General features: G+C 66.3%; 7 protein-coding genes and 3 pseudogenes. 4 read left to right on the top strand and 6 right to left on the bottom strand.

The window, feature by feature from the left end; translation table 11 throughout:
• Positions 1 to 95: 95 nt before the first annotated feature.
• Positions 96 to 1058, bottom strand: a pseudogene (locus ABT114_RS49360) (ISAzo13 family transposase); the annotation flags it as partial.
• Positions 1059 to 1110: 52 nt separating this feature from the next.
• A pseudogene (locus ABT114_RS49355) lies at positions 1111 to 1908 on the bottom strand (IS256 family transposase); the annotation flags it as partial.
• 534 nt (positions 1909 to 2442) lie between these two features.
• Between ABT114_RS49355 and ABT114_RS49350 the strand changes: the two are divergent.
• Entirely contained in the window at positions 2443 to 2718 is a 276-nt protein-coding gene (locus tag ABT114_RS49350) for a hypothetical protein (protein WP_351153660.1), read from the top strand.
• 308 nt (positions 2719 to 3026) lie between these two features.
• Positions 3027 to 3512, top strand: a complete 486-nt coding sequence (locus ABT114_RS49345; protein ID WP_351153657.1) for a transposase family protein — start codon at positions 3027 to 3029, stop codon at positions 3510 to 3512.
• Here the strand turns inward: ABT114_RS49345 and ABT114_RS49340 are convergent.
• The 3 genes and pseudogenes from ABT114_RS49340 to ABT114_RS49330 form a co-directional block, all read right to left on the bottom strand.
• Positions 3436 to 4362 (bottom strand): DUF1963 domain-containing protein, encoded by a 927-nt coding sequence (locus tag ABT114_RS49340; RefSeq protein WP_351153654.1) that lies wholly within the window; start codon positions 4360 to 4362, stop codon positions 3436 to 3438. The genes ABT114_RS49345 and ABT114_RS49340 overlap by 77 nt on opposite strands.
• 26 nt (positions 4363 to 4388) lie before the next feature.
• Positions 4389 to 4556: a hypothetical protein gene (locus ABT114_RS49335; protein WP_351153663.1), complete on the bottom strand. Its 168-nt coding sequence runs from the start codon at positions 4554 to 4556 to the stop codon at positions 4389 to 4391.
• Positions 4557 to 4768: 212 nt separating this feature from the next.
• Positions 4769 to 5095: pseudogene (locus tag ABT114_RS49330) on the bottom strand (transposase); the annotation flags it as partial.
• Between the two features lie 86 nt (positions 5096 to 5181).
• Between ABT114_RS49330 and tpg the strand changes: the two are divergent.
• Positions 5182 to 5739, top strand: a complete 558-nt coding sequence (tpg, locus tag ABT114_RS49325) for a telomere-protecting terminal protein Tpg (protein ID WP_351153651.1) — start codon at positions 5182 to 5184, stop codon at positions 5737 to 5739.
• Positions 5740 to 6143: 404 nt separating this feature from the next.
• Positions 6144 to 7835, top strand: a complete 1692-nt coding sequence (locus ABT114_RS49320) for a cutinase family protein (protein WP_351153648.1) — start codon at positions 6144 to 6146, stop codon at positions 7833 to 7835.
• Between the two features lie 86 nt (positions 7836 to 7921).
• Here ABT114_RS49320 and ABT114_RS49315 read toward each other — a convergent pair whose 3' ends face one another.
• Positions 7922 to 9208, bottom strand: coding sequence for an endonuclease domain-containing protein (locus ABT114_RS49315; protein ID WP_351153645.1), 1287 nt, complete (start codon positions 9206 to 9208; stop codon positions 7922 to 7924).
• Between the last annotated feature and the right edge of the window lie 321 nt (positions 9209 to 9529).

The raw sequence follows: 9529 nt of genomic DNA, 5'->3' as shown, positions 1-9529 counted from the left end.
TCGGACAACCCCACCCATGGATGCATGCCGGGCCCAACGACCGCGCTCCTCCAACGTCACTGAGAACTGCTTGACGAGTTCAAGCAACGGCATTGTGTGCCAGGAGGAAAGTGACACACCGTGATCGTCAGGCCCGTCTCGGCGGCCAGGGCAGCCAGTTCGCTCTTCCAGACCCGGTAGCGGTAGCCATTGGAGCCGCCTGCGTCCGAGGTGATCAGCAGCCGTGACGCCTTCGGGTAGTCGAGGCTGCCGCGACAGCGCCACCAGCGGCGGATGGACTCGACCGCGAAGACCGACGTGTCGTGGTCGATACCGACGTTGACCCAGCCGGTGTTGCGGGCGATGTCGTAGATCCCGTACGGGATCGCCTGCTGAACGTCCGGGCCGCTGAAGAAGAAGTGGTGGTCCTCCACCTCGACCGGCTCGCCCCTGGGCCGCCACTCGCGGCCGGCCATGGGCAGCCGTCCGATCTGCTCCCGCTTCTTCGTGTCCACGCTGATCACCGGCTCGCCGTCGCCCTGGTGCTGTTTCACCTGCTCGTTGATGTAGCGGAACTGGGCATCCCGGTCGGGATGTTGAGAGCCCTCAAGGGTCTTCACATTCGCCTGCAGACTGAAGCCCTCCTGCTTGAGCAGCCGCCCCACCGTCGGCGCGGACACCGGGTGCCCCTGCCGCGTCAGCTCCTCGGCCAGGTTCCGCAGCGACTTCGTCGTCCACCGCAGCGGCGACATCGGATCACCCCGCTCGTCCGGCTCGACCAGGCCCAACAAGGCTTTGAGCAGGGCGGGATCGCTGGCTTCGGCCCGCTTGCGGCCCCCACCTGGCGCACGCACCCGGCCGCCCGGCAGCGGCCCGGCCCCCGCTTCCAGTTCCAACACTCCACGACGCACGGTCGTCTCGCTGACCTGCGCGATCCTTGCCACCGCCCGTACGCCGCCATGCCCGATCAGCCTGGCCTCGGTAGCCAGGGCCAGACGCCGCTGCCGCTCGTTCAGATGCGGCAACAACACCGAGAATCTGCACTGAAGTTGAGAACAGACATCCTCCGGAACCGCCATACCCTGACAACGAGCCCGCACGTGTAAAGCAGCACCTTGATTCTTTACGGCTTCTGTGAACCCAGCACCTTTGATGCCGTGCTGCCGGGAACACCTCGGCCAGTGCCCTCCACAGGCCCATCGCGCCGTCCCCGACCACGAGCTCCGGGTCGCGCATGCCGCGTCGGCGGCAGTCGCGCAGCAGGTCGGCCCACGACTCCGTGGACTCCCGCAGCCCCTCGGCCAGTGCGACCAGCTCCTTCGTGCCGTCCAGGCGGACGCCGAGCAGGACCAGCACGCACGAGTGCGCCTGGCCAAGCCGGACCTTGGGGTGCACTCCGTCGGCCCACACGTAGACGAAGTCGCGGTCCGACAGGTCGCGCTGTTGGAAGGCGGCGTGGTCGTCGCTCCACTGCTTGGTCAGCCGGGTCACGGTCGCCGGCGACAGGCCGGCCGTGCTACCAAGGAACTGCTCCAGGGCCGGGACGAAGTCCCCGGACGACAGGCCGTGCAGGTAGAGCAGCGGCAGCACCTCGGAGATCTTCGGCGACTTGCGGCACCACGGCGGAAGGATCTTGGAGGAGAACCGCTTGCGTTCGCCGGTCCGCTCGTCGACGCGTCGGTCGTTGATCCGCGGCGCCTTCACCTCAACGGGTCCGGCCGCGGTGACCACGGTCCGGGAACGGTGGTGACCGTTGCGGACGACCAAGCGGCGGCCAGCCTCGTCGGTCTCGGCGGCCAACTCGGCTATGTACTGATTGACTTCCGTTTCCAGTGCGGCGGCCAGCATCCGGCGGGCGCCCTCGCGGACGATCTCGTCGATCAAGGAGCCGGACTGGGTGGAGCCGTCCTCGGTGACTACGCTGAGCACGGGCGTGCCTTCCCGACCCGCGCTGCGAACGCGGGCCTACTCGGAGACCTTCAAAGGATCATTCGGGAAGGTACGCCCTTCACGTGCCCTCCCGGAACCGATCCACAAGTCCTGAGCATTGCTCGAGCTCGGGCGGGCACGATAGTGCGATGAAGCGCGACGGGGCGACAGCAGGGTTGGGCGGGGGCAGACCTGCAAGGGGGAATCGGCTGATTCCACGGCCCGCGGTCCCGCCGGGCCTCTGCGCACGCTGAAAAGTCTGGTCTACGAGGGGTATGTCGCGGCTGGGGCGCCGACGCTGGACGAGATGGCGCGAGCTGTGGCTGCGGATGACGAGCTTAAATCCAGCCCGTCTCGAGACACGATCAACCGTCTGGTCGGCGATGCCGCGATTCCTGCGAAGCAAGCGGATGTCGTTGCTCTCGTCACGGTGCTGACCCGCATGACGGGCGGTGATGGAGATCAATCCGGGCGCGAAGCGGCTTCGCCTGCTCCCTCGCCAAGCCGAGCGAGCGGGCGCGGGCGCTGACCGAGTTGGCCGGGGCGGTGGCCAGGGCCGGTGGCCGTGAACGGGCGGCCGCGCTGGCCGCCGATGCCGAGCACATCGCCCGCACTATCACCAACCCGTACCAGCAGGCGCAGGCAATGACCGAGTTGGCAAAGACAGTCGGTCTTCCGCGGGCTGATTACTTGTTGGGGAGGGCATTCGCGCTGGGGTCATGGCTGACGCCCCTGCTGGTGTTGGCAAAGATCCACCCGCAGCAGGTGATCCGTATCGCAGACGCGGTATACACAGACGATCGTTCATGAGACACGAAGATCATCGTCGCATCCCTGCAGACCACCACTGTTAGGCATACCGTGTTATGAGACGGCAAGAGTCTCTGTAGGCCAGACCCAACTCTGTTGGAAATTCGGCGCCTGCTATCGCAAACCCGGAAGCGACGCCGCAGGCGCCCTTGACGGGCCGTCGCGGCCTGGACGCTGAGCGAGCGGACCACCCCGGGCCATCATCGTTCCGCCGCTCGTCGAACGTCCCCACTCGCTTGACGGCTTGTGCAAGTGAGGCGAGGAGTAGCCCTGGCCATTTCCAAGAATCCGCATCAACGAAGGCATTCGTGATCCTCGACGGCACCCTCCTGCCCATCGACCACATCGCCGCGGACCGGCCCTTCTACTCGGGGAAACACAAGAAGCACGGGATGAACGTGCAGATTCTCACCGATCCGATCGGCCGACTGCTGTGGGCCTCACCAGCTCTTCCCGGCGCCATCCACGACGTCCGCGCGGCTCGCGAACACGGCGTCGTCGACGCCCTCGCCACAATCGGCATCAAGTGCTGGGCGGACAAGGCGTACCGGGGTGCCGGCGGAACCGTCCGCACTCCCTACTGGGGCTCGCTGGGAGACCCTGTCCACCGGTCAGAAGGCCGTCAACCGGTCCCACGCGAAGATCCGCGCACTCGTCGAGCAGGCCATGGCCACCCTCAAAGCCTGGAGGCTCCTCCGCAAACTCCGTCGAACCTGGTCACGGGGCCTCGAAATTGGTCACGGTTAGCGCCTTGTCCCACCGAGCGGCGGCCAGGTCGTCGTGGCGGATCATAAATTTCGTGTAGTACTCCGTGTAGACCCGTCCTTCATTGGCGAGCGGTATCCATTCGCTCGCCAGCTGGAGCGCGTCCTCGTCCAGATAGGAAAACCATTCTCCCTTCGCGAGGGTCTTCGCCGTGATGCTGCCGACCGTCGCCTCGTCATCGGCGTACCCGCCGATGACGAGGTAGGCGCCGGACGACCAGAGGCCGTAGGCCAGAGACCGAAGTTCGTCCAGGTGCGGCAGTTCACGCTCCATGTACCGGGCCAACTGCTGCTGGAAGGGCGACATGTCGTCCCACTCGAGATCCTCCCAGAACTCGTGCCAGTCCTCGTCCTCGTCGCCTTCCTCGAGCCAAAGGGGCAGATCGGCTCTGAGCTCGGCGCAGACGTCGATCTGCTCGCTGACACACGCGGAGTTGGGGGGTTCCGCGACCGCGGTTTCGGTGCCGTCCGGTACATACACGACTCGCGCGTACTGCCCCGGATCGGCCCGCAATTCGCCAAAGTCCATCTCTCGGTGAACGAAGAAGAGCAGCGTCCCGTCCGCCGGCAGGTCGAAGCCGACGACCCTCGGCAGCGCCCCACAATCGACGGAAAGGAGCAACGGCAACGGAAGGTCCCCGGCGGACGGCCACTTCATGCCCACCGGCAGCCGGGGCAACCCACCGATGTGCCCGACCGGAGAACCATCGCCACCCCCGGACAACCCGATCGCCAAACGAAGGTGCTGGCTGAACCTGCTGACCTCGTCGTCCGGGATGCCCAACTCAAACGCTGCCCGACGAAACTCTCCCTGATGATCCATGTCCGAGAAGATAAACCCTTTCCAACCCGGCTGTGCCATCGCGGTGTTGGTGGGCATGGGTTGTACGTGGTGGATGCGAGCGGTCAGTCACCTTGGATCATCCCAGCGGATCCGCCTCCAGGAAGCCGCGCAGCTCCAAGGCGAGGTCGCATGTCCTCTCCGGGGGCGTGATCAGTCCTGACTTCGAAGTGCCACTTGTCGCCGGGGAATGGATGGTGCAGCCCCCATGTCCGTTGGACATGGGATCCCACGCGCTTGGCTGAGACTGTCAGATCTCGTTCCAAGGAACACGAGGTTCGGGCACCGTTCACCCACGAAAATCTTCCGCCAGCTCTGCCAAAAACACATTGAGTCCATCACCGCCCCACACCGTCACCGGGAGTGAGGTTGAAAAAGGCTCAGTAGGTTCGGACATGGGCTGGTCCCTTTCTCCCATTTGCGGTGCGACAAGTGACAGGGGCTGTCAGGCCACCGTGGCCTGCTCCCGCTCGACGAGGACGCCGTTTGCGAACGTGGCGCCGGCGCGGACCAGCGCGACGAGGTGGGCGCCGGTGATCGCGCGCCAGCGGGCCTGGGCGGATTCGACGAGTTTGAACACCATCGCCAGGGCCGCGGCCGGGCTGCCGGCGCCGCGGGTGACCTTGGTGCGGAGTTTGACGGTGGAGAAGGTCGACTCGATGGGGTTCGTGGTCCGCAGGTGGATCCAGTGCTCGGCAGGGAAGTCGTAGAACGCCAGCAGCTCCTCGGCGTCCTCAGTGATCTTCGCGACGGCCTTGGGGAACTTGGCGCCGTTCAGCAGGGCGATCAGGGAGCGGCCGGACAGTGCGGCGCGGATCCGCTCGTCTCCCTCGTCGGCGACCTGCGGCGGCAAGGGCGATGCGCCAGTTCGGGGACGGCCTGGACGCCGCGGTGCAGAAGGCGTTCACCCGCCCGGCGCCCAAGAGCGCGGGTGCGCAGATGCGGTACCTGGTCAAGCAGCTCAAGGGCACCAAGGCGGTCGCCCAGATGCTGCGGGTCTCCCAGCGCACCGTTGAGCGGTACGTGAAGGACCAGATCAAGAAGCCGCGCCCGGACCTCGCCGCGCGCCTGGAGCGCGAGGTGAAGAGGCGGTGGCAGCCGCAGATCCGCGCGAAGGCGCGGCAGAAGGCGGCGACCACCGGCGGCATCGTCATCGACACCCGGGCCCGGATCGGCTACACCGCGCCGATCGGCTCGACTGACGAGGACCGGCTCCGCCACCTCACCGTCGCGCTGCCACCGCAGTACGCCGCCCGCCTCTTCGACGCCCAGGAACAGGGCGCCACCGACCAGCGCCTGCAGGAGATCGCCGCCGAAGCGCTCAAGGAGGTGTACTTCCAGGACAGCGGCCGCCGCGCCGGCCAACTGGAAGAGGTCCGCTTCACCGGCATTGAGCACCTCGAGTTCGATCTGTAGCTCCTCCCCGAACAGCCGCAAAGGGCCGGATGTTGTGACTGAGCCCTCCACGTGGCGGATGAGCATCTGAGTTGGCGGGTCTGAGCGTCAGAGTTGGCGAGCAGAGTAGTTGCCCGGTCCGGCTGGTGATCCTTCTTCCGGTAACGGAGCACGGGCGGCTGTACGCCAGGCTGTGCCCGAGGGCATGACCACGCTCGGCACGCTGTCCGCGCGCCGCAGACTGAAGAGCCTCAGTCACACGAATCCACTGATCACGAAACCGCACAGCCGTACCGTCTCAGCTGCGATACCAGACTCCGGCGGTGCAGGCCCGTGAGATGCACGGCGCTGAGCGCTGTGATGTTCTGGAAGAGTCCGAGGGTCCAGCTCGGGGTGGGCCGACCGCACCTACGGAGCCACCGGACATGACACAGAGCGCCTGCTTAAGAATCGCCCTCGCCGCGGCACTGGTGGTGCCTTCTGGACTTTCCGTGAGCCTGCCGCCCATGCCTGCCGCCGCAGCTACTACGTGCCCGGTTCACTTCCTGGGCCTGCACGGCTTGAATGAGGAGAGCGATCTGCGCTCTCTGCCCATCAACGCGACCTGGGAGACGTTCGAGTCTGCGGTCGCCGCGAAGACGGCCCGACCAATTCGGGATCTCATCTTCTTCCCCAAGGTGACGACGCAGGAATTCCTGGACAAGACGTCCAAGAGCCGGACCGGGGTTGAGCCGGATGTGAACGCAGGCGTCTCGGCCGTCCAGCGCGCCATGGACCGGGCTGTCAGACAGTGCCCGTCCGCGAAGTTCGTGCTCGTCGGCTACTCCCTGGGGGCATGGGTCGTCGACAGATTCCTGCTCACCGACTCTCGCCGCCGGCCCCTCGTACTCGCCGCGCAACTGTATGGTGACCCACAGTGGAACGACCCCGGAAAGGGGCAGGGGTTGGCCGTCATCCTCGGCCGCGGCCTGCGTACCCCCTACCCTCCGTTCCCCGATCGGGTACAGAGCCTGTGCAACCACCGTGACCCGATCTGCGGCACCGGTTACCGAGCCGGGACCCTGGATCTGACACTCCGGCTGGTGGATGCACCGAAGGAGGCGAAGTGCCCCGGCCACACTCACTGCTACTCCGGTAGGTCCACTACGCAGGGCGGGCCGTTCCTGGCATCCAGAGTCAACGTTGACTGGAATAACCGCACTTACGGCCTCACCTGTGACGACATCGTCGGCAAGGCAGTGCCGGTCACGGTACGCAACGGCAAGGGGACCGCGCGAGGAAGCGGCATCGGGGACTATGACCGCTGGGAGGTGCAGACTCAGCGAATTGCCCGGGGTACCGTGCCGCGCCTCGGTGATGTGACTGCCGTGCTGTTCTCTTGCAGCCCCCAGCCGAGCAACTTCAGGCTCCAGGAGCTGCGTGTCTACCGAACGACTGACGGTCGGGAGGTCGGCCGCACACCAACGTTCCAGGTCGACGGACTGTCCCCGCAGTACCAACCGGACACCGTGAGGTTCAGCAAGGGGCACCTCCTCGCAGACGTCAAGTTCTACGGCCCCGGCGACAGCCATGCCACCGGCCCGTCCATACTCCGCCACGTCACCTGGCGCTGGGATGGCAGCCGGTTCGTCAAGCAGTCTGAGATCGATGCCAGGAAACCCGAACGGACTGATCTGAGCAGACACCGCGTCACTGTCAACGGAATTGGTCCCCTGCGAATGGGCATGACCCGCAGTGAAGCAGAGCAGTCGATCGGATCCCGCATCCCCGAAGGGCCAGGCGGCCCGGACTGTAAGGACCTGTCCATCGAAGGGGGGCCGGAGGGCCTGCTGCTGCGTTTCAGCAACGACGACCGACTCGTCGCGATCTCTGTCCTCTCACCCGCGTCAATCTCGACCGCATCGGGAATCCATCGGGGCAGCACACGAGACGAGGTACTGACGACATACGCCGGGGAAATCAAGGAGCCAAACACGGACGAACTCGTCTTCACGCCGAGCGGAGCACAGTTCCAAGGCAAGGTCATCACCTTCGCCTTGAACGACAACGGCGACGTAGACCGCTTCATAGCAGGGGAAGAGGAGTTCGCTGTTCCCCTGCCCTGCGGTAGCGATTGAGGCCGATCTGATTCCGTTACCACTGGTGACGTCGTCAGCAGGAACAGCTACGTCGTAACGGCTTGCGCGCACTCAGTCACAGATTTTCACACTGGCGACGTCGTGTCCGACGCGGCACGCGCGGCCGGCACCACGGTGTCCGGCTGCGCGGCGGCGAGCGCCTTGCCGACGAAGTCCCGTACGAGCGCCACGGTCTCGGGCACCGTGACGTCCTTCGTCCACGTCTCGCTGTGCCACCAGCATTCCAGCTCAAAGCGGTGCGCGCCGTGGGCGAGTTCCACGTGCCTGACCCACGTCTGGCGTCGGCATCGGCGGCCGCGGTGGCGATGGCGCTCGGTCGCCTCCAGATGCTTCTGGGCGATGCCGACGTGGTACCGGCCGGGCAGGATCCGCCGTTCCAGGCAGCCGCGGCACTCCAGCAGGTGCAGCACGGCAGCTTCCTGCCGCTCCAGGAAGCTGCGCGGGGAGCTCTTGCCCTCGAAGGTGTTGCAGCTGCCGCATAGAGGCCCGCGTACAAAGCCGTGGTCATGGCAGTGATCCCAGGCCGCCGCCCGGGTCTCAGCGCACAGGCGGCACAGGTAGTCGTCGGCGCGGGTGCCTCGCACGCGGGGCGAGTCGTACGGCACGCCACGCAGGTGACTAGTGTACCGCTGGAAGGCGGCTCCCGAGCACGGCGGGCACAGGGTGACGTAGCCGAGCGGGCTCTGCGTACGCCAGCCACCCCAGCGCGGGCCCCGAGCGGCACAGGCCTTGCAGGTCCGGGCCCGGGCAACCAGGTCCTCCTCCACCTGCTCCCACCGGTCCAGGAGTTCGGCATAGGCCCTCGGCAGGAACAGACTGCCTCCGGAGAAGGTCATCAGCTCCAGCGGCCGGGTATTGGCGATGTTCTCCCGCAGCCGAGCCCCGCTGCGCGCCGCGACGAATTCGTCCCAGGTCAGCTCGCCGGGCAGCCCGCCGGCGCCGATGCGCTTCCAGCTGTCGTCCCACTCTTCGTAGGGCCGCCCCTCCTGGTGCTTGTGGCGGGCCTGCCAGAACAGCCAGGACGCGATCTTCCGCCGCCAGTCGGTCCGGCCCCGGTCCTCCGGGTCCTGCTCGTCGTGGTCGCGGTAGGCAGGGAGCTGCACCTCCACGGCGTCGTCGACGTCCAGGGGGAAGTCCGCGAACTCCTGGGCGGCGCGGCGGATGTCGCGTTCGTCGTACGTCCACTTCGACTTGTTCTTGTAGCAGCGCAGCGCGATGTCGCCGATGACGACATGGTTGTGACGGCGCAGGTCCATCATGTGCAGGAGGTCGTCGAAGTCCAGCGGGACGGCGGAGCCCGCGGAGATCTCCGTGAAGTAGGCGTGGGCGAGCTTGGGGCTGATCTGGGCCATGGCCGGATGGTGGCAGTGGGGTCTGACATCGCCTGCCACGAGCCCGTACGCAGGTTTGCTTTTCCGGGCTTTCGTTCGAAAACGGCGTAACCCTGGCGTACTCCCAGTGGATGCGTCGCTTGGCGCCGACCTCGATCCGCAGGGGATAGCGCGTGAGCGGAATCCGCCGGCGCCTGGTTCCATGGCCCTGCCACCACGGCGATCGAAGGAGAAACGTGGAAGAGATCTAGGGTGCGTTTCAGAAGTCGATCAAGCTCTGTGATGATCACCGTGTGGGACGTGGGGATCTGACGAGCGCGCAGTGGGCCAGGCTGGAGCCGT

Source organism: Streptomyces sp. NPDC002088 (assembly GCF_040296605.1).
Lineage (GTDB): Bacteria > Actinomycetota > Actinomycetes > Streptomycetales > Streptomycetaceae > Streptomyces.
The sequence above is the reverse complement of the archived record's forward strand: the minus strand, read 5'-3'. Positions and strand labels throughout refer to the sequence as shown.

Bases quoted from the DNA above. Each gene is read 5' to 3' on its own strand.
- ABT114_RS49315 (WP_351153645.1), bottom strand. From the start codon at position 9,208: ATGGCCCAGATCAGCCCCAAGCTCGCCCACGCCTACTTCACGGAGATC.
- tpg (WP_351153651.1), top strand. From the start codon at position 5,182: ATGCGCCAGTTCGGGGACGGCCTGGACGCCGCGGTGCAGAAGGCGTTC.
- ABT114_RS49320 (WP_351153648.1), top strand. From the start codon at position 6,144: ATGACACAGAGCGCCTGCTTAAGAATCGCCCTCGCCGCGGCACTGGTG.
- ABT114_RS49340 (WP_351153654.1), bottom strand. From the start codon at position 4,362: ATGCCCACCAACACCGCGATGGCACAGCCGGGTTGGAAAGGGTTTATC.